Source organism: Rhodococcus sp. IEGM 1241, assembly GCF_033142365.1.
Taxonomy (GTDB): Bacteria; Actinomycetota; Actinomycetes; order Mycobacteriales; family Mycobacteriaceae; genus Rhodococcus_F; species Rhodococcus_F erythropolis.
This window is the reverse complement of the sequence record NZ_JAWLSE010000001.1, coordinates 604,355-621,998: the sequence shown is the minus strand read 5'-3', so window position 1 is coordinate 621,998 and position 17,644 is coordinate 604,355. Positions and strand designations below refer to the sequence as shown.

General features: G+C 61.7%; 19 protein-coding genes. 8 read left to right on the top strand and 11 right to left on the bottom strand.

Going from position 1 to position 17,644, the window contains the following annotated elements:
* The first annotated feature begins 2 nt into the window (after positions 1-2).
* Complete coding sequence (locus tag R4P70_RS02905) at positions 3-485, top strand: SRPBCC family protein (protein WP_019745615.1); 483 nt, start codon at positions 3-5, stop codon at positions 483-485.
* A gap of 40 nt (positions 486-525) precedes the next feature.
* Entirely contained in the window at positions 526-954 is a 429-nt protein-coding gene (locus R4P70_RS02900) for a VOC family protein (RefSeq protein ID WP_283308054.1), read from the top strand.
* Here R4P70_RS02900 and R4P70_RS02895 read toward each other — a convergent pair.
* From R4P70_RS02895 to R4P70_RS02875, 5 genes are read right to left on the bottom strand one after another with little or no spacing between them, the layout of a single operon-like run.
* Complete coding sequence (locus R4P70_RS02895; RefSeq protein WP_020971022.1) at positions 917-1,210, bottom strand: Ada metal-binding domain-containing protein; 294 nt, start codon at positions 1,208-1,210, stop codon at positions 917-919. The two genes, R4P70_RS02900 and R4P70_RS02895, sit on opposite strands and share 38 nt — an antisense overlap.
* Complete coding sequence (locus R4P70_RS02890; RefSeq protein ID WP_317830368.1) at positions 1,200-1,919, bottom strand: 2OG-Fe(II) oxygenase; 720 nt, start codon at positions 1,917-1,919, stop codon at positions 1,200-1,202. Before R4P70_RS02890 ends, R4P70_RS02895 begins: the two co-directional genes overlap by 11 nt.
* 21 nt (positions 1,920-1,940) lie before the next feature.
* Positions 1,941-2,960: an ABC transporter substrate-binding protein gene (locus tag R4P70_RS02885; protein WP_019745618.1), complete on the bottom strand. Its 1,020-nt coding sequence runs from the start codon at positions 2,958-2,960 to the stop codon at positions 1,941-1,943.
* Entirely contained in the window at positions 2,957-4,333 is a 1,377-nt protein-coding gene (locus R4P70_RS02880; protein WP_317830367.1) for an MFS transporter, read from the bottom strand. The genes R4P70_RS02885 and R4P70_RS02880 overlap by 4 nt, the downstream gene beginning before the upstream one ends.
* Before the next feature lie 46 nt (positions 4,334-4,379).
* Positions 4,380-4,799 (bottom strand): MerR family transcriptional regulator, encoded by a 420-nt coding sequence (locus R4P70_RS02875; protein ID WP_007729752.1) that lies wholly within the window; start codon positions 4,797-4,799, stop codon positions 4,380-4,382.
* Positions 4,800-4,931: 132 nt separating this feature from the next.
* Here R4P70_RS02875 and R4P70_RS02870 point away from each other — a divergent pair, with 132 nt between their 5' ends.
* The 3 genes from R4P70_RS02870 (at position 4,932) to R4P70_RS02860 (ending at position 9,341) form a co-directional block, all read left to right on the top strand.
* A complete protein-coding gene (locus R4P70_RS02870; protein WP_019745620.1) occupies positions 4,932-6,341 on the top strand; it encodes an ABC1 kinase family protein in 1,410 nt (469 codons plus the stop codon).
* 77 nt (positions 6,342-6,418) lie between these two features.
* Positions 6,419-8,146 (top strand): PucR family transcriptional regulator, encoded by a 1,728-nt coding sequence (locus R4P70_RS02865; protein ID WP_317830366.1) that lies wholly within the window; start codon positions 6,419-6,421, stop codon positions 8,144-8,146.
* 79 nt (positions 8,147-8,225) lie between these two features.
* A complete protein-coding gene (locus R4P70_RS02860) occupies positions 8,226-9,341 on the top strand; it encodes an NDMA-dependent alcohol dehydrogenase (protein ID WP_182262429.1) in 1,116 nt (371 codons plus the stop codon).
* A 57-nt stretch (positions 9,342-9,398) separates the two neighbouring features.
* On the opposite strand, the gene R4P70_RS02855 is transcribed toward R4P70_RS02860, so the two are convergent.
* Together R4P70_RS02855 and R4P70_RS02850 are read right to left on the bottom strand one after the other, a co-directional pair.
* Positions 9,399-10,394, bottom strand: a complete 996-nt coding sequence (locus R4P70_RS02855; protein ID WP_317830365.1) for an alpha/beta hydrolase family protein — start codon at positions 10,392-10,394, stop codon at positions 9,399-9,401.
* Between the two features lie 201 nt (positions 10,395-10,595).
* The gene (locus tag R4P70_RS02850; protein WP_317830364.1) at positions 10,596-11,186 is read right to left on the bottom strand and encodes a heme-binding protein; all 591 of its coding nucleotides are present in this window, start codon (positions 11,184-11,186) and stop codon (positions 10,596-10,598) included.
* Between the two features lie 184 nt (positions 11,187-11,370).
* Between R4P70_RS02850 and R4P70_RS02845 the strand changes: the two genes are divergently transcribed.
* Positions 11,371-12,540: a sensor histidine kinase gene (locus R4P70_RS02845; protein WP_195791041.1), complete on the top strand. Its 1,170-nt coding sequence runs from the start codon at positions 11,371-11,373 to the stop codon at positions 12,538-12,540.
* Positions 12,537-13,166, top strand: coding sequence for a response regulator (locus tag R4P70_RS02840; RefSeq protein ID WP_007729766.1), 630 nt, complete (start codon positions 12,537-12,539; stop codon positions 13,164-13,166). Before R4P70_RS02845 ends, R4P70_RS02840 begins: the two co-directional genes overlap by 4 nt.
* A 20-nt stretch (positions 13,167-13,186) precedes the next feature.
* Here the strand turns inward: R4P70_RS02840 and catC are convergent, their stop codons facing one another.
* From catC to catA, 3 genes are read right to left on the bottom strand one after another with little or no spacing between them, the layout of a single operon-like run.
* Positions 13,187-13,468 (bottom strand): muconolactone Delta-isomerase, encoded by a 282-nt coding sequence (gene catC / locus R4P70_RS02835; protein WP_195790857.1) that lies wholly within the window; start codon positions 13,466-13,468, stop codon positions 13,187-13,189.
* A gap of 13 nt (positions 13,469-13,481) precedes the next feature.
* Positions 13,482-14,603 carry a muconate/chloromuconate family cycloisomerase gene (locus R4P70_RS02830; protein WP_029256436.1) on the bottom strand — a complete coding sequence of 374 codons (1,122 nt, stop codon included), beginning with the start codon at positions 14,601-14,603 and terminating at the stop codon, positions 13,482-13,484.
* A 29-nt stretch (positions 14,604-14,632) separates the two neighbouring features.
* Positions 14,633-15,472 carry a catechol 1,2-dioxygenase gene (gene catA, locus R4P70_RS02825; RefSeq protein ID WP_029256437.1) on the bottom strand — a complete coding sequence of 280 codons (840 nt, stop codon included), beginning with the start codon at positions 15,470-15,472 and terminating at the stop codon, positions 14,633-14,635.
* A gap of 198 nt (positions 15,473-15,670) precedes the next feature.
* Here catA and R4P70_RS02820 point away from each other — a divergent pair, with 198 nt between their 5' ends.
* Positions 15,671-16,441 (top strand): IclR family transcriptional regulator, encoded by a 771-nt coding sequence (locus tag R4P70_RS02820; RefSeq protein ID WP_317830362.1) that lies wholly within the window; start codon positions 15,671-15,673, stop codon positions 16,439-16,441.
* Here the strand turns inward: R4P70_RS02820 and R4P70_RS02815 are convergent.
* Positions 16,438-17,376: an AraC family transcriptional regulator gene (locus R4P70_RS02815; protein ID WP_317830360.1), complete on the bottom strand. Its 939-nt coding sequence runs from the start codon at positions 17,374-17,376 to the stop codon at positions 16,438-16,440. The two genes, R4P70_RS02820 and R4P70_RS02815, sit on opposite strands and share 4 nt — an antisense overlap.
* Between the last annotated feature and the right edge of the window lie 268 nt (positions 17,377-17,644).

The window sequence follows — 17,644 nt, the reverse complement described above, 5'->3', positions numbered from 1 at the left end:
CCATGGCTACCACCAATCCCGTCACCATCACGGCTCCTGAGGGCGTGCCGTACATCGACATCACCCGCGAATTCGACGCACCCGTCAGCGCCGTCTTCGCAGCTCATTCGAATCCCGAACTGGTCAAGCAGTGGCTCGGCCCCAACGGTTACGAGATGGAGATCGACGAATACGAGTTCGTGAGCGGCGGTCGATACAAGTACGTCCATCGCAACCCCGAGGGCGAAGAGTTCCGGTTCAACGGTGTATTTCACGTTGTTCGCGAGAACGACTTTGCCATCCAAACCTTCGAATACGAGGGATTTCCCGACGTCGTCAGCATCGAATCGATCACGTTCGAGGACCTGGGCAACGGACGCACCCGTCTCTCCGGCCATTCCGTATATCCGAGCCTCGAAGCGCGAGACGGAATGATCGAGAGCAATATGGAGCTCGGCGTCACCGAAGGTTACGAACGCCTGGACAAGATCGTCGCGCAACTCTGACCACCTGTTTGCCCGAACCTCTTCAGCGAAAGGCAGTTTCATGGACTGGACCCTCGAAGTAGTCATCGTTCCCGTCAGTGACCTCGGCCGCTCCATCGAGTTCTACCGTGACAAGGTCGGTTTCGATCTCGACCACCACACCGTCAACGAACACATGACGGTCGCCCAGCTCACTCCGCGTGGTTCGGGCTGCTCGATCGTCATCGGCAACCTGCCGTCGCAGACCGAGATGGCCCCTGGTTCGTTGAAGGGATTGCAGTTGGTCGTGGCCGACGCTGCAACGGCTCGCCAAGAGCTCATCGACCGCGGCGTCGATGCCAGTGAGGTCACCGTCTTCGACGAGCGCGACGGGGGCACCTTCTTCGGATTCGCCGACCCGGACGGCAATACCTGGGCTGTCCAGCAGCTGAAGGTCCGCGGCGACAAGCCGCTCATTCCGAAGGAGTACCGCGACCGCTTCGGCGAGTAGCAACTGCCTTCCAGGCTGCGTAACCTTCGGGCATGCAGACGGCACAGGGGCGATAGCCGGCCGCAATCGCGGTCGGCTCGTCCGCGAAGAACACCCGACTGGCGACATACCCACCACGCGCGATTGCCTGCGCAGCCCCTCGACAGTCGAGTCGACCGTAGATCTTCGTTTTCCGATGTCCGCCAAGCACACCGGGCGTCGAACTCTCGTAGGGTTTGTTGCGAGCGTCGCGGAGAATGTACGTCTTACTCAGCATCATGAAGCACCAATCCCAATGTTCGACGCGTGCCGGATTGCACCACACTGACACCATGTCGCACAGGGGCTCTCGACCACCCCCGCGAACTCTGCACCGGTCGATCCCGCGTGGTGAAGATCAACGCGTGACCTTGCTCGAGAACTGTCACCGTCCCTTTCGACTGGGCGCGCGGCCGCTGTTCCACGAGCAAGAACTCGCCGCCGGCGTGGTCGATGCGAGGTCTGTCGAGCCCGATCACGACTTGCAAGGGAAACACCAACTCTCCGTACAAGTCCCGATGCAATGCATTCCAGTCACCAGGTCCGTAGGACAGAAGGATCGGGGTAGGGCGATTCTGACCGGCGTCGTGACACTGATCGATCCATTCTTCGAATGAATCCGGCCACGGTGCACCCTCGCCCAGCTTGAACGCCCACTCCCGCGCCACGGGCAGCAGGTGTCGGTAGAAGGCGGATCGCATAGCCGTGATCGGCTCCGGTACGGGATCGCCGAAGTACCGGTACTCCCCCTGGCCGAAGCGGTATCGAGCCATGTCGACGGTGCTCCGGAACCGGCCGACGTCCGAGTACCAGGAAGCAATTTCGCGGCACTCCGACTCGTCGAGTATCGGCACCGTCTGGGCACACCCACTGGAGTTGATTCCCTCGATCAGCGCAGGCCAATCGAGGGAATCAACTCGAGCAGACAGATCGGTGAAGAGGTCCATACGTCGTAGACGACGCGGCGGTCAGGAATGTGAGAATGCCAGCAGCTGGTCAGCCAGATTGTTGTACGTACGGGCGATCCCGGCATAACTGAGCACGGGTTCCGGATTCCAGGTCCCGATCTTTCCCGCCTTCACCGCGGGCAAGTTGGACCACGCAGGATTGGTTCCGAGCGTATCCAGTTGCAAACTGGACGGGCGATCGTCGAGGAAGATCATGTCGGCCGGATAGTGGTCCGCCATCTCCCAAGCCAGTTTCTCGACGTAGACCGACGATCCCTCGGCCGGATCGACGACGGCAAGTCCCAATCCCGCCAGGTCTGCGAGGATCGGGAATCCCGAAAGACTGACACGAATCGTGTCCGGATCTGCGGACGCGAACAAAACCTGTGAATTATTCAGCGAAGAAGCAACTTCGGAGATCCGCGCACGCGCAGCGTCGTAGTCTTTTCGCTGAGCCTCCATATCCTGGTCCGCTCCGAGTTCCACGGCCAGTTCCACGATCTCTTGCACGGTTCGGTCGATGGTTCCTGCTGCCGTTTCCACGAACAGTACTGTCGACAAGCCTTTCACCGCATCCAAGTTCGCCTCGTCTAGTAGTGCCGAACCACGCAACTGAGGGACGATGACGACGTCCGGCTCCAGCGCAGCGATCTTCTCGAGTTCCACTTGTCCCCAGAGCTGCCCGACCATGTCGGTCTTCGAGAAATCCAAGTTGCCGGAGATGCTGGTGTCTGTTGATCCCGGTGATCGTGTCAGCGCCCCGAAAACACCGACAGGCACCAGTCCGTAATCCCAGAGAGCACCCGCGATACCGGTGTAGGTGACAAATGTCCTTGGCGGTGAATCCAATTCGATCAGGTTGCCGCGATCATCGGTGAAGGACCAGCCTGCATCGCCCTCACCCCCGGCGTCTGCGCCCGAACGCGAGCAACCGGCCGCTGCCAGCGCAGCAGCCAATCCTGCTGCAGCGCCGAGGAACCTGCGGCGATTCCAGTCCATCTCGAGACGCCGGTGCGGTCGTGGAGTGAACAGCGTGGTCATGTGTGTGCCCTTTCGGCGATTGGTTGAACTGTTGCAGGAGTTGACGAACGAGAAAAGAGAAGGATCGATACCAAACCCGTGAGCATTCCGACGCCGGCGCAGAAGACCAACGGCCACAGCAAGGCGAACTCGTCCGGACCGGCGAAGAGAGAGCCGCACAACGCAATTCCGACGGCAAGCCCGAATTGACGCGACGAGTTGGCTGTCGCCGAAGCCGTCCCGGCGCGCTCTGGCGGGGCGTCCGACATCGCGGCACCCGGCAGCACCGGCGACACCATCGCGGACCCGACACCGGTCAGAATCAGCCCGGCGATCAGCGCGGGCCAGACCGGCTCGGCGAGAACGTACAGCATGGCCACGCAACCGATTCCGCAGAGAACCGTCCCGAATCCGAGCGACAGTCGAAGGTCGACTCGCTGAAGCCGTGATCCACACAGCGCCGACACGAAGACAAAAGCGAGCGGTTGAATCGAGAGCACGAGTGCGGCCGCCGATGCCGACAGTTCCAGCCCGTTCTGCAGCCACAATGAAAGGACTACGAGCGGGCCGTAGGCCGCGAGGTAGTACCCGAACGCAGCGACGAGGACGCCATCGAATTTCAGGGATCGGAACAATGCCGGATCGAGCATCGGACTGCTGCCTCGACGCTGCCAGGACACAAACGCCGTCAGTGCACCGATTGCGATCAGGAAGGCAAAAACTGTCGACGACGAAGCCCACCCGATGTCGCCGCCCCACGTCACGCCGAGAACCGCGGCAACGGCAGCGAGGGTGAACAAAACGATTCCGGCCCAGTCGATGTTGTCGTCGCCGCGCTCACTGTCGGCGAAACAGAACACAGCCATTGCGAGCGCTACTGCGGCCACGGGGATTCCGAAATAGAAGACCGCACGCCAGTCGAAGAACTGCGTCAGCAGTCCTCCCGCAACGTTCCCGATTCCCGCCGCCAATCCAGCGACGGCGCCCCACGCGGCAAAGGCGACGTGACGATCGCGGCCCGAATATGCGTCGCCGAGCAGAGGCAGGAGCGTCGCGAACATCGCCGCACCGGCAATTCCTTGCGCACCGCGAGCAACGACCAGAACCGTGACGTCCGGAGCAATCGCGCACACGGCCGTTGCAACCAGGAACACGACCAGTCCGCAGATGTAGAGGCGTTTACGTCCCCACGCATCGCCGAGTGCGCCCATGCCCACCAGAAGCGCAGCAAGAGCCAGCGTGTAGGCGTCGACGACCCAGGACATCGCGCCCGTACTGCCGTCCAAACCGACTGCGATGGCCGGCACTGCGATTGTCGTGATGGTGGCGTACGTCAGTAACAGGAAAGTTCCGATGCATGCGGCGATGAGCGGCAGCCATCGTCGTGCCGACATGGTCAACCTCCGGATAGGGCGGTAAGTGCGCCCTAACTATGAAGGTTCAAGTCAACTTGAAGTCAAGCGCCGCTTCGACGCGTATGTCGAGCTGCTCGAGCAACCACGGGCACTGCATCGGACGCTCTTGCCGACACGTCAGGTGATGCTCGAGAATCAGCTTCGCTCGCGTAGCAGCGGCGATCTGTGCCTCGAGTGTCGACACTTGATCTGCGAGAACCGTCGAGAACTGGTCGGACGTCGTGTCGGTTTCGATGAAGGACCGCACCTGTTCCAAGGACATTCCCGTCTCGGTGTACATCCGGATCAATGCCAGCCGGCGCAGCTCACGCTGCCCGTACCAGCGTTTGCCGCCAGTTCGCGACCGCGCGGACAGCAGTCCTTCATCCTCGTAGTAGCGCAAGGTCGACGCCGCAATTCCGAACGATTTTGCAACCTCGCCGATCGGGATCAAGTGCTCACGCATTCACCGATCGTAGGCTGAACGCGTAGGCGGTTCCGGCAGTTATGTGTGACTTGGCATACTGACTAACGGAAGGGGTCGCGTAAGTGATCTCACGGCAAAATGCTGGATGCGCTCGTAGAACGAGGGAGAGCTGTGCTGGATCCAACGCGACCTGTCGGGCCGTACTCGTCAGGAGTGCCCGCCACTGCCCTCGAAGTCCACATGCCGGACCTCGAACGCTTCGGCCTCGCCCAGTTGTGGCGTTCCGCGATCATCGCCGTCGTGTTGTCGACGTCGATCATGCTGGCACTGATCGTGTGGCCTTTCCGCAAGCGTGGACGCACGTGGGCTGACGCTGCATCCGACGGGATGGTCGACGGCTTCATCGCGCTGGGTCCCACCTTCGTCAAGCTCGGTCAACTGGTCGCGTCGTCGTCCGGCCTGTTCCCGGCCCCCGTCGCCAATGCATGCCTACGTTGCCTCGACGACGTTCCGTCATTTCCTGCCGAGCAGGCCAGAAGCGTCGTACACGAAGACCTCGGATACTCCGTAGACGACCTGTTCGCGAAATTCGACGACGTACCTCTCGCGGCCGCGTCGGTAGCGCAGGTACACGCGTGCGTTCTGCACGATGGCCGCGAGGCCGTCATCAAGATCCAGCGTCCGGACATCTATGCGCGGATGCTGATCGACCTGAGGGCGGCGTACTGGGGCGCGAACATCCTCGAGAAGTTTGTCGAGTTCCTTCGAATTGCCAATGCCACCGCCATCATTCGCGATCTGCACAACGCAACGATGACGGAGTTGAACAGCGCGGTCGAGGCCGACCGGCAGACCACATTCCGGAACAACATCAGCGCATTCGGTGACAACAAAGGAGTCACGACACCGGAGGTGTACTGGGACTACTGTGGTCCCCGCGTCATCTGTATGGAACGCATGCGCGGCGTTCCACTGGATCGGTTCGTCGCCGGTCCGGACGGCATCGACGAAGCCCGCATGCTGATCCGGCGCGGAGTGAAGGTCTGGCTCGAATCAGTCATCGTTCACGGTCCATTCCACGGAGATGTCCACGCGGGAAATTTGTGGGTCCTCGACGACGGCCGGATAGCGATGCTCGACTTCGGCATCGTCGGCGTCCTTCCCGAGACCTGGAGATCCATCCTTTCCGACATGTTCCGAGCCACCCTCATCGACGGTGATTTCGCCCGTGTCGCCCGCGGAATTCGATCCTTGGGATATGCAACTGACTACGAAGTCGACGACGATCAGCTCGGCATGCAGGTCGCAACGGCCCTGGCCCCGATTCTCGGCCGTGACCTCGGTGAACTCAAGCTCAGTGAATTGATCATGGCACTAATTCAGTTGGGCAAGCAGTGGGGTGTTGCGAGTCCCGAGGAATTGGTTCTTTTCGGTAAACAACTCGGATACTTCGAGCGATATGCGACGGCGTTGGCACCTGGTTGGGTGATCGGACAAGACCTTTATCTGTTCAAGAACGTTTTTCCAGAGGCAGTCGCCGAAAAGGTGCAGGAACTCGGCATCACCATGCCTGACGAATAAATTTGTCCCCTATTTCCTTATTCTGCATTTCGTCTGTCGGGGTTAGCCTGTAATGACCCACCGGCCGAGGAGCAAATGTGCAGCCACTTTCTGTAGCCCTCCCGCAAGCGTCGACAGGTCCGAGGAGTAACGGGCCGAGTGTCGGCACCACCCTCGGCGCCCTCATGCATTCCACGGACAAGTCCGTGATCGAACTTCTGGAAAGCCCGGATGGACTCGATGTCGAAATCCGTTCGATCGCCCTCGTCGAGTCCTCCGATATCGACGGCACCGACAGCCGTGGTGCGATCTCCGACATCTACCTCCCCGTGGGGGTTCCCGAATCGACGTTGACGCAGTGGCTGCGAAAGTTCGAAGGCAGGCCGGCGAGGCGTCGTCCGAAGCTTCTGCTCGTCAAGAATGCTCGCGAGGCGACGACGGTTCTCACCGCCGCACGTAACATCGGGATCGCAGTGGCCGCGGTACATCCGCAGGCTAGTTCCGGGCACGTCTATTCGCTCGTACTACGGCTTCTGACACAGAGCATGTACCGTTCGCGGGCCGTCGCAGGAGCTGTGGCCGGTGGTGATTCGGATCTGTTCGCGCTCTCGGAAACGATCGCCGAATTGACTGGCGGACTCGTGACGATCGACGACACGGCACTCCATGTCATCGCATATTCCTCTGCTCACGAAGGCGAAGACGAACTCCGTCAGCTCTCCATACTCGGCCGGGAGTGGCCGATCGAATACACCGAATGGATAGAGAGCAGAGGCGTGTTCGAGCATCTCAGGCGATCGGACGAGGTCATCAGTCTGCCCTCCGAGCCGAGCATCGGAGCCGCGCAGAGGCTGGCTGTGAGCATCACCCGCCCGGACCTGTCAGCGCCGACGGGTTCTGTTGCACACCAACACAATCTCGGCAGCATCTGGGTGCAGCGCGCCTCTGAACCTCTTTCCCACGACGCCCAAGCGGTATTGCGGGGTGCAGCGGCGGTCGCCGCACGCATTCTCATGCGGACCTTGGACGCCTCCAGCCGCGAGAATGCCCAAGTGCAAAGGCTGTTCGGCGTTCGCTCCGGCGGGGTCGACATGCACTCGCTGGCCGGTTCTTTCGGCATCAACACCGACGGACCGTCTGCGGTCATCGGATTTGCGACATCACTCTCACCCGGATCGAATCTCGATCGAATCACCAACGCCTTGCGCCTGCGCGCCAGCGCATTCCGCAGCGACGCGGTCACGACGATCATCGACAACCGGATCTACGTATTGTTCCCTCAGGCCGACCACGAGGTCGCGGTCAGCGACTGGGCTTACGACACCGTGCGAGTAGTCGAGGACCGTGCAGGCATCAGCGTGCGCGCCGCAGTCGCGGTCCCGATCGCGCGGTTGCACGGCGTACCCGAGGCGCGTCGAGAGGTGGACCGCGTGCTCGATACCACCGATGATCACGAAACCTCGAAGGTCACCACACTCGCGGCGTCACGCACCGCGGTATTGCTGGGCGAGATACTCGACCTCGTTGCTGATCACGAGCGATTGCGAGACCCTCGTATCGACAGACTCGTCTCCTACGACGACAAGAACACCTCTGACATGCAGTTCACGCTCACGGCCTACCTGACAGCTTTCGGGGATGTGAAGAAGGCCGCCTCGTCTCTGAAAGTACATCCGAACACGCTGCGCTACCGCATTCGGCGCGCTGAACAGATCATGGGCATTTCGTTGGACGAGCCGGACACGCGACTGCTCACCGAACTGCAACTCGCCATCTTGGGACGAACCCCGGACGAATCCGAAAAATACGAAACGTCCGATCAGTGAGATGGGCCTCGAGCCCGTCCTGAACTCTCGAGTAGACAACTGAGGTAGCCGAAGAACAACTCTCACCTCAGGAGACAACTTGCGCACTCGTGGAGCCGTCATTCGCCAAGCACCAGGCACATACGAGGTGGTCGATCTCGAACTCGATTCACCCCGCAGCGGCGAACTCACTGTCAAGATGGTCGCCTCCGGCCTGTGCCACTCGGACGATCACATCGCCAGCGGCGACCACGGAGTCGGCCGCTATCCCATCTGCGGTGGACACGAAGGCGCCGGAATCGTCGTCGAGGTCGGGCCGAACACCGAAGGATGGTCCGAGGGCGATCATGTCGTGTTCTCGTTCCTCGCCGCCTGCGGCCGCTGCCGTTGGTGCGCAAGCGGAATCCAGAACCTCTGCGACAACGGTGCTGCCATCATGACCGGCAGCAGGCCCGGCGAAACCTCCAGTTACAGAATGTCTCTCGACGGTCAGCCAGTCGCACAAACCTGCGGCCTGTCCACATTCAGTGAATACACCACGGTCAGCACTCTCTCGGCCGTGAAAGTCGACAAGCACCTGCCGCTCGACGCTTTGTGTCTGCTCGGCTGCGGCGTCGGAACCGGTTGGGGCGCCGCGGTCAACTCCGCTCAGGTGTACCCCGGGCAGACCGTCATCGTCATGGGAGTCGGCGGAATCGGAATCAACGCGGTACAGGGCGCCTCGCATGCCGGCGCCGCCCACGTGATCGCGGTGGACCCGGTTGCGTTCAAGCGCGACAGTGCATTGAAATTGGGGGCGACCCATGCCGTGGCCACCATGGACGAAGCCACGGACATCGCGCGCTCGTTCACCAACGGCCAGGGCGCGGATTCCGCCATCGTCACCGTCGGAGTCACCACCGGAGAACATGTCGCACAGGCGTTCTCGTCAATCCGCAAGGCAGGAACTTGCGTCGTCACCGGTCTCGGGAAGATGACGGACATCGGCATTCCCGTGAGCCTGATGGAACTCACCTTGTACCAGAAGAGAATTCAAGGATCCTTGTTCGGCGCATCCAATCCCACGGCCGACATTCCCTGGATGATCGATCTCTATACCAGCGGCAAGCTCGAACTCGACGGACTCATCACCAACCGGTACAGCCTCGACCAGATCAACGACGGTTTCGCCGACATGCATGCCGGTCGCAACCTGCGCGGAATCATCACCTTCTGAGCGAGTTCTCTCCGGACTTGACGCATACGCCAGTCCGGAGAGATCCTCACATCTGCGTCACCAGGCGTTCATGGTGTCGAGAATTTGTCCTCTGGCCATCCACAATTCAGCAGACCAATACGGCCAGGAGTGAATCCCGGCGGGCGGAAAGCTGTACGTCGCTGGGATTCCCATGGATCTCAGACGAATCTCGAATGCACGCGCATGCACCCACGAGAGCGCCTCCAGCCCCATACCCGTCGCCGTGTGGAAGTAATCGATCGGCGCAGACGGATGATCGTACGGTCCCGGGATGCCGTTGGACGACGAAATATACATCGACAGTCCGCGAAGCGATTCCGCGTTGACGAACGGGTCGTTGCGAAGCCACCCGGATGACCACGGCGGGCCCCACATCGAATCGACGTTGTACCGGCCGGCGTCGAACATGGCTACGCGGATCGCCTCACGCATACCCGGGCCCGAGATATTGATGTAGCCGGACAGCGAGCCCGCGAACTTGAACTGATCCCGATGATGCCCCGCCAGGTTCAACGCGGCACTGCCGCCCATCGACAACCCGATGATCGCATTGTTGGTTGGTGAAACACCATACCCTGCAAGGAAGTCCGGAAGCTCGCGTGTGAGAAATGTTTCCCACCTGTACGTTATGGGCTGAGCATTGAAATTGGACGGCGCGTACCAGTCCGTGTAGAAACTCGACTCACCGCCGACCGGCATCACCAACGTGATGTTGTCGTTGCGGTACTGATCGAGTGCGTTGGTTTCGAAACTCCAAGCATTCCTGTCGTTTTGCGCGCGAAGACCGTCAAGTAGGTACAACGCGGCGTTGCCGCCCCGCGCGGCCCACTGCACCTGAACCTTGATGTTTCCCATCGAAGACGGGACCCACAACTCGTCGTAACCACCCCATGGCGCCGTGTGCGCCGGAGTAGCGCTCGCGGCGGTCGGACCGAACATGCCGCCGAGGAGGAATATCGACAACAACGCCGCTACGAGCACCCGCGCCCGCCGTGTATTGCGTTCGGGCAACCTGAATCTGATTCTCTGCAAGGTTGTGTCTTTCCCCGAAACTGCGCATCAAGAAACTCGCTTCGGTAAGTGCATCGTCGGTTCCACTGTCGACGTGTTTGTCCCTTTCCGGGGGCTCCGGTGTTACAAAGTCGAGGTCATCGCAACAATCGGACAACTGTCGTGCCGAGCGAATCCAGGTGGCGAAAAGCACAATTCACGAAGCACGCTGAATGCGCTCACTCAGCCGAGTGACGAAGCGATCGCATCACGACCTGCTGCAGCACACGCTTGGTCCTGCATTCCGTCCGGTGCACCACCGACACCGATGCCGGCGATCGACGCGGATCCAGCCTTCACAGTGACTCCACCTGCAAGGAAGAGAGTGCCGGGGAGGTCGGCGATGGTCGATCCCTCGCCTTTGGTACGCTGCGAGAGGTCACTGGTGTCGGCTCCGAAAGCTGCAGAGGTGTACGCCTTCTCACGTGAGGCCTCCACCGTGTGCTGGGCTGCGTTGTCGCCGCGCACCATGGCGATGACATTTCCCGCACGGTCGACGACGGAGACGGTGACAAATCCGAGCCCGTCCGCCCGGCATTTTGCCAGGGCCTCACCAGCAGCCTTCACTGCTGCGTCGGCGCTGAGTCGATTCTGAGTGACAATCGCCGAATCGCCGGTCGCAGCAGGCTGCTGCGTGGCAGAAATCGACGTCGTGCTCGATGCGTTCGCCACCGGTGTGTCGGTGGTCGAGCACGCGGCGCTGGCAAGGATTGCGACAACCGGAACGGCGACAGCGAGCGTACGGGGAAGTCGTGTGTAAATGCGGTGGTTCATGTCGGGCACACTTTCAGTCGAATGGTTCGAAACCGTCCACTACAGCGTCGCGTCCGAGTGCGGGTGCGCACATCGGGCGCTCGGGTGACGAACCGTGCCCCGTCTGGTTGTGCAGATATCATCCGAATGGTTGATACGACGGCCTGGCGCCCTCCGTAATATTCGAGGGATGAGTAACGGAGCCATGAACGCCGACGCCGAACTCGGCCTGCGCGGCCCGTTGGCATATGCGATCCACGCGTCGTTCTTCGTACTGCTGTCCACGTCAGGAGTCCGGTACGTCACAGTCCACGGGACCAGCGGTCGGTTCGGGGTGGTACTCGTCCTTGCCTTGGTCCTCGCCTTGCTCTACGCCGTCATGGCTACGGTGTCTTCGCGAGATGTGGTTCGCCAACGACTGTGGATGTGGCCGGTACTGAGCACCTGGGCAGCGCTGGTCTGGCTTGCGCCGAGTTTCGCGTGGTGTGCGTTCCCCGTTCTCTTCCTCTGTATTCGTCTGTACCCGAGCAAGATCGCCTACGCCCTCGTCGGGATCCTGGGCGTCCTCGCCGGAATCGCGTTCTACCGAGTCACCGGTCGTGCCGAATTGGTGACACTGCTCGGACCTCTGTGCACCGCGGCACTGGTCGCGGCGGCGTACGGGCAGATGGAACGAGATGCCCGAGAACGCCTTCGGCTTCTACGTCAGGTAGCAGAAGCGCAATCTGCATTGGCAGATACCGAACGTGCTGCCGGCGTTGCCGCTGAGCGAGAGCGCCTCGCGCGCGAAATCCACGACACCGTTACTCAGGGACTGGCGAGCGCTCTTCTACGACTCGAGGCAGCCGAACAAACTTGGAATACAACGGGTTCGCCGTCTCGAGCCGATGTCGATGCCGCAGCAGAGAACATCCGAACGAGCTTGATGCAGAGTCGCGACCTCGTCCACGATCTGGCGCCGGCCAAGGGCGGTACGGGCGACTTCGATGCCTTGGTCGTGGCCGCCGCCCGCCAGTTCGTCCCGGCCGTTCGGATCCGCACCGTCGGTGAAGCCGTCATCCTGCCCTCGGACGTAGCTCATGCCATCGTGCGAGTGGTCTCGAGCGCGTCCTCCAACATCGCCCGCCACGCTCGCGCCGAAACGGCGGGCGTGACGATCACGTATCTCGACGACTCCGTCTCCGTGGACATCTTCGACGACGGCGTCGGCTTCGATCTGGGAAAGCTCGCCGACCATTCTCGGTACGGTGGATACGGCCTACGTGCGATGCGAAGTCGCATCGCACAGCTCGGCGGATCGTTCACCGTGGAAAGTGCACCGGGAGACGGCACCGTCGTCGCGGCCCAGTTCCCTCTCGAACGGAGGATCCGGTGACCACCACCATTCGCGTGTTCCTCGTCGACGATCATCTGGTCGTGCGAGCCGGGCTGAGAGCGCTGCTGAACACTCAGCCGGACGTCGAAGTAGTCGGCGAAGCATCGTCCGGCGAGGAAGCGGCCACGGCGATACCGTCGGCCTCACCGGATCTGGTGATGATGGATCTGGACATGGGCACCGGCATGCACGGTGCAGAAGCGATCAAACGCCTGCGAAGCGACGGTGTCGATGTTCCCGTACTGGTTTTCACGACGTATGACACCGACGCCGACGTCGTGCGGGCCGTGGACGCCGGTGCCATCGGTTACCTACTCAAGGACTCAACGCCCGACGAGATCTTCGGCGCGGTGCGCGGCGCGGTAGCCGGGCGCAGCGTTCTCTCTCCCACTGTGGCCTCTCGTCTTGTCCAGCAGATGCAGCGCCCGCAGGAAGCGCTTACCGCCCGTGAGTCCGAACTGCTCAGCCTGCTCGCCGAGGGGATGACCAACCGCGAGCTGGGTAAGGCACTCTTCATCAGCGAAGCGACGGTGAAGACCCATCTTGGGCACATCTACGCCAAGCTCGGCGTCGATACCCGCTCTGCCGCAGTGTCCGTCGCATTGCGCCGCGACGGAATACGCTGACCCGCCCGCCCGCGCAGGCTCTACTTGATCGAAGATCCGTGCTGCGTCAACGGCATGACCTCGATGGTCATGTACGGGAACAAGGGGAGATTCCAGAGAATGTCATGGAGTTCGTCAGCCGACTCGACATCGAAGATGCTGATGTTGCTGAACTGTCCCACAATTCGCCACAGATGCACCCACTTGCCCTGTCGCTGAAGGTCTTGCGAGTACGCCTTCTCCGTTGCGACGGTATCGGCGCGTACTTCCGGATCCAGGTCGCGCGGAATATCGACGTCCATTCGAACGTGAAAGAGTGCCATGTTCTTCTATCCTCTAGTTCCTGGTCCAGGTTTTGACGGCGTCCATGTTGAGTTCGACTCCCAGGCCAGGTCCGGCGGGGAGGTGCAACTGACCCTCGGAATACTTCAGGGGTTCCTGAAGCAACTCTTCACTGAAGAGCAGTGGGCCGAAAAGCTCTGTTCCGAAGTTGATTCCGGGCTCGGCGCACGCGAAGTGCAACGAAGCCGCGGTACCGATCGGACCCTCGATGGACGTCGCACCGTGGCACGCGATACCGGCGGCCTTGGCAATTGCGACGATGTCGCGGCTGCGCTGGAGGCCACCACACTTGGTGGTCTTGAGGGCGATGACATCGGCGGCGCTCCGGCGGGCGATTTCGAGAGCGTCGTGTGGGGTCTGCACACTCTCGTCGGCCATGATCGGAATCGGTAGTAGCCTGCTGAGTTCGGCGAGGACCTCGATTTGGTCTGCCGGAGTGGGCTGTTCGATCAGTTCGACTCCACCGTCTGCGAGTTGTGGCAGGTACCGCAGCGCCGTGAAGCGATCCCACCGCGCGTTGACGTCGACGCGGACGCCGGCGTGGCCGTCGAGCGCCTGCGCGATGCTGACGATGCGCGCGACGTCGACCGCCGGGTCGAGTGCTCCCATTTTCAGTTTGAAGGTGAAATTGAGCCGGGATTCGAGCTTTTCGTGAGCTTCTTCGATGATCTCGTCCGCCGGCGCAGCACCCAGTGCCCACGTGACGTCGACACTCTCGCGGAAAGCCCCGCCGAGGAGCGTGTGCACGGGGACTCCCAGGCTACGTGCCCAGGCGTCGTGCAACGCCACGTCGACGGCGGCCTTCGCGAATCGTGCATTGGCAACAACTTTTTCGATGTCGGCCATGATCGCGGTGATCTGATCCACGCGCCTGCCGACCACCACCGGCGCGATGTACTTCTCGATGATGACCTGCATCGTCTCCACCGATTCGCCGCCCCACCACGGACCGCCCGGAACGACACCTTCGCCATATCCGATAACACCGTCGGATGTGCGAATCGCGACCAGCAACAACGGCTGCGCCGTCATCGACGTGGTGGCGAACTTGTGGGGGCGAACCAGCGGAACGTCGAGGATGGTCGTCTCGATGGAGACGATCGACAGGTCTGTCATCAAATCACTTTCTTTCGAACAGTTGTGGATCAGGCCGGGTCGAGCACGAAGTCGTACGTGACCCGGTTGATTCCATCGGCACCCGGCTTCGGATCGAGAATCAGTTCGGGCTTCGTGGCAGTTGCCACGTCGTTCTCGATCCACTCACCGTCCTTGAAATAGAGCTGGGTAGTGATCGTGCGCTTACCGGGAGCCTTCACCATGAGGTGCAGGTGAGCCGGACGCCACGGGTGCCAGCCGGCCTTCTCGATGAACCAGCCGGTGGGGCCGTCGGTCGGGATCTGGTACGGCGCAGGCTGAATCGTGGTGATCTCGAAGCGTCCCTCGTCGTCGGCGACGATCGTTCCGCGGAGGTTGCCGTCGGGGATGTGCGGCGCGAAATGGGAGTAGTAGCCTTCGTCGTCCGCGTGCCAGAGTTCGACGGTTGCACCGCCCAACCCCTTGCCGTCGAGATCGCGAACCTGGCCCTCGAAGACCAGCTTCGATCCAACCTCGTTGTCACGCATCGGAAGTTCACACTTGGATGGCAACGTCTTGGCGTCGGCGACGTAGTAGGGGCCCTCGATGCTTCCCTTGGTGCCGTGCTGGCCGCGGTACGCAACCTCCTCGACGTTGTGCTCGAGGAAGACGTCCAGCCACAGGGGCCACTCGCCGAACTGGCCGATGTCGATGAGCCACTGCTTGAGTACGCGGTACTCGGGGTAGGTGATGCCGTGCTTGTCGATGACGCCGGCAAGTGCCTCGAGCACGTCCTTGGCGATGGCCGAGACGCGCTCGGGCGGGGTGTCCGCGCTGACTCGTTCCTGGAGGAACTTGTCGGTGGCGGCCGTGCCCGAACCTACTGCGGTGGGGCTCTCGGAAGTGGTCATGTGGTCCTCCTCGGGGCCGTATGTGGCTGTTACCGGGTGGGTGCCGTACTGCTGGGCTGAGTCGGCTTCCCAAGTCTGGTTGTACGCTCTGCGTACATCTGTTACGCTCTGCGTACGCTTGTACTGTGCGCCCAGTCACAGGGTTTGTCAACCTTCGAGGGCACTGATCAGACATACCTGCAGATGAAAGGTCATTTCGTGAGCGAGAACGATCGCGATTACATCCAGAGCATCGAGCGTGGATTCGCTGTGCTGATGGCCTTCGACGAGAAGAACCCCAACCCGTCGCTCGCAGATCTTGCCGCCGAAACGGGGCTCTCCCGCCCCGCGGTCCGACGTATCCTCCTCACCCTGCAGAAACTCGGATACGTCACCGGCAACAACAGTCGGTGGTCGCTCACCCCACGCGTTCTGAGCATCGGGCAGCACTTCTCGGCATCACATGCCTTGACCGAGGCGGCGCTCCCCCGCCTGTTGGAGATCGCAGAACACACCCACGAGTCGGCGTCGCTCGGGGTCCTCGACGGCGTCGACGTGGTCTACGCCGCGCGAGTACCCGTACGCCGGATCATGAGCATCAACGTCAGCGTCGGTACCAGAGTGCCTGCATATGCGACCTCCATGGGCCGCGCCCTGCTAGCCTGGGCGCCAACCGAAATCGTCGACAACGTCATCGCGAACTCCACGTTCGACGCCCTCACACCCACCACGATCACCGACGAAGGCACATTCCACACCGCACTTCGAGTGGTGCGTGAGCAGGGTTACGCACTCACGTCCGAGGAACTGGAAGACGGCCTGATTTCCCTCGCCGCCCCCGTCCGCGACGCCGGCGGAAGCGTCGTCGGCGTGGCAGCGTGTTCGACCTCGGCAGGCAGGACAACCCCGGAAGCTTTCCGCACCGACGTCGCGCCTTTCCTTGTCGAGAAGGCGAATCAGCTCAGCGCGGACATGGGGTACCGGAGCTAACTTCTCAATACTTCGGAAGGCAACACACCGTACTTACGCCGAAAAGACGACGCGAATCGTCCGGTGTGCGTAAAACCCCATCTCACAGCGACATCGGTGACCGTCGTCGAGTCGTCGGCATCCACCAGATCTGCGTGGACCCGCCCGAGGCGGATGTCGAGCAGGCATTCCGACGGACTCCGGCCCACGTACTGCCGAAATCCCTCCTGCAATCTCCGTACGCTGACGCCCGCCACCTCGGCCATCTCTGCTGCGGTCCACACGCGGGCCGGGTCGTCGTGCATCTCGTCGAGCACCCGCTTGACGATGCGTGGCCTGGCATGTCGCATCGCGTCCTCACTTTCGGGCATTGCAGCGAGGACGAATGCCGTGACCACGGCACCGGAGAGCTGAGCTGCCACCAGTTCGTTGTGCAGCACGCCGACCGGGCCGAGTATCTGATCCGACAGTGAGCGAACAAATTTCAGCCATCTGGCTCCGTCGTCTCCCCGAAGATCCACCTGATCAGGCAAGTGCATTCCGGGCCGGCCAAGTACCTTCTCCATCTCGCGGTCGAGGTACTGACGGTCCATCCGGACTCCGACAATTTCGCAGTCCGCGCTCCACCGCGTGATTCTTGTGGTGATGTCGGGCGGACACACCGTCGCAACGCCCTCCGTCGAGAGCACGTGCGAGCCCGCGAACACCGACTCGAGCTCGCCCGAGAGCGGGATGTTCACCCCGTAGGCACCGGGATGCTCGGATTCGACCGCGACGTCTGCTCCCCATCGAATATGAGCGATCCGCAGTGGACCCAACTCGGCGGTGCACACCCCGACGCCGCTGGCCGCGTGCCGTGACAACGGCGTGAGCGTGTGCGGAAAATAGGCGTCCGAAACCGCATCACACGCCTCGTCCCAGTCGCGGGGAGCTGTACCGATCATGGAGTCGACCATCGCCCTTCTTCACCTTCCAAACCCGTGACCAGCCACATTGCCGAGCATGAGCGCTGAACATCATTGAACACTGTGTCCCCGGTCACTTCCAAGAGGAAACGGATACAGACTTCGATCGGGTGCGCAATCCGGATAGACACCGCGCTGTACGGATCGACCGAACGCCGCGCTCGCCGTACGTTCGTCTTCACTCCCGGCGCGAGTCGTCCAGCACCTCCGCCTCCCGCACTTCGCGGCACCCTCACTCACCAGCCATCCGACAAGGAGG

Coding starts and splice junctions, on each gene's coding strand:
- R4P70_RS02905 (WP_019745615.1), top strand. CDS start 3: ATGGCTACCACCAATCCCGTCACCATCACGGCTCCTGAGGGCGTGCCG.
- R4P70_RS02900 (WP_283308054.1), top strand. CDS start 526: ATGGACTGGACCCTCGAAGTAGTCATCGTTCCCGTCAGTGACCTCGGC.
- R4P70_RS02895 (WP_020971022.1), bottom strand. CDS start 1,210: ATGCTGAGTAAGACGTACATTCTCCGCGACGCTCGCAACAAACCCTAC.
- R4P70_RS02890 (WP_317830368.1), bottom strand. CDS start 1,919: ATGGACCTCTTCACCGATCTGTCTGCTCGAGTTGATTCCCTCGATTGG.
- R4P70_RS02885 (WP_019745618.1), bottom strand. CDS start 2,960: ATGACCACGCTGTTCACTCCACGACCGCACCGGCGTCTCGAGATGGAC.
- R4P70_RS02880 (WP_317830367.1), bottom strand. CDS start 4,333: ATGTCGGCACGACGATGGCTGCCGCTCATCGCCGCATGCATCGGAACT.
- R4P70_RS02875 (WP_007729752.1), bottom strand. CDS start 4,799: ATGCGTGAGCACTTGATCCCGATCGGCGAGGTTGCAAAATCGTTCGGA.
- R4P70_RS02850 (WP_317830364.1), bottom strand. CDS start 11,186: ATGAACCACCGCATTTACACACGACTTCCCCGTACGCTCGCTGTCGCC.
- R4P70_RS02845 (WP_195791041.1), top strand. CDS start 11,371: ATGAACGCCGACGCCGAACTCGGCCTGCGCGGCCCGTTGGCATATGCG.
- catC (WP_195790857.1), bottom strand. CDS start 13,468: ATGGCACTCTTTCACGTTCGAATGGACGTCGATATTCCGCGCGACCTG.
- R4P70_RS02830 (WP_029256436.1), bottom strand. CDS start 14,603: ATGACAGACCTGTCGATCGTCTCCATCGAGACGACCATCCTCGACGTT.
- catA (WP_029256437.1), bottom strand. CDS start 15,472: ATGACCACTTCCGAGAGCCCCACCGCAGTAGGTTCGGGCACGGCCGCC.
- R4P70_RS02815 (WP_317830360.1), bottom strand. CDS start 17,376: ATGGTCGACTCCATGATCGGTACAGCTCCCCGCGACTGGGACGAGGCG.